1 protein-coding gene is annotated in these 1,010 nt (G+C 56.4%); it reads right to left on the bottom strand.

What is annotated here, in order from left to right; translation table 11 throughout:
- On the bottom strand, nucleotides 1-855 hold an 855-nt coding region (locus tag AC1D1P_RS24320), incomplete at its 3' end, for a transporter substrate-binding domain-containing protein (protein ID WP_477674789.1).
- Nucleotides 856-1,010: the final 155 nt, after the last annotated feature.

The following is a 1,010-nucleotide window of genomic DNA, read 5'->3' as shown; positions in this document are numbered from 1 at the left end:
CTTCAGCTCTTCGCTCATTGGCAGGTTCAGGTTCACGCCCTTTGGCGGGATGGGTGAGGTGAACCACTTGGCGTACATCTTGGCAAAGTCGCCGGACTTGATCAGGCGGATGATCGTGCCGTCCACCAGCTTCTTGAACTCAGTGTCGTCCTTGCGCAACATGCAGGCATAGGGCTCCACCTGCAGCGAATCACCCACGACTTCCAGCGACGCCGGATTCTTGGAGTTGGCCATCAGGCCGAACAGCAGGATGTCGTCCATGGCAAAAGCCAGGGCACGGTCATTCTCAACCAGCAGCAACGAATCATCGTGGTCTTTGCCCAGGATGAGCTGCATGTCGAGCTTTTTATCGGCGCTGTACTTGCGGATCACCTGCGCGTTGGTGGTGCCTGTCGTGCTGGCCACCGTCTTTTTGGCCAGGTCGGCGTAGTTCTTGATGCCGGATGATTTTTTGACCAGCAGGCGGGTGCCGGTGTAGAAGTGGTTGATGGCAAATGCCACATCCTTGCCGCGCGCGGTGTTGTTGGTGGTCGAGCCGCACTCGAGGTCGTAGGTGCCGTTGACCAGCAAGGGGATGCGATTTTGCGAAGTCACGGGCATGTAGGCGACTTCGAGATTCGGCTTTTTCACCTTCTTGCGAATGTCGTCAATGATGGCTTCTGTCAGTTCTGCCGAAAAACCCACCGAGGTTTTGGACCCGATCAGGTAGCTGAAAGGCACCGAAGCTTCGCGATACGACACGGTGATCTTGTTGCTGTCGGCGATCTTTTTCAGCGTCGGTACCGTTTGCGCGCCGGCGGTGGTGGCCAGGCCGGCTGTCAGCAGCACGGCGGTCATGAGGATGGTGAATTTCATGCTTGTCCTTTCGGGGGGCGGTGGGTTGGTAGTTTCGGGAAACTGGCATCGGTAGTGTAGGAACAGCCGTGCGATATGTGTCATTCATTTTCGCGGCAAACCCATGACCAAAACTCATGGTTTACCCAGAATCTCTTCTGCCACCTTCGCAGAAG

Source organism: Polaromonas sp. P1_E1_2, from assembly GCF_056406035.1.
Note: the sequence above shows the minus strand (reverse complement) of the source record. Positions and strands in the feature narration are given on the sequence as shown.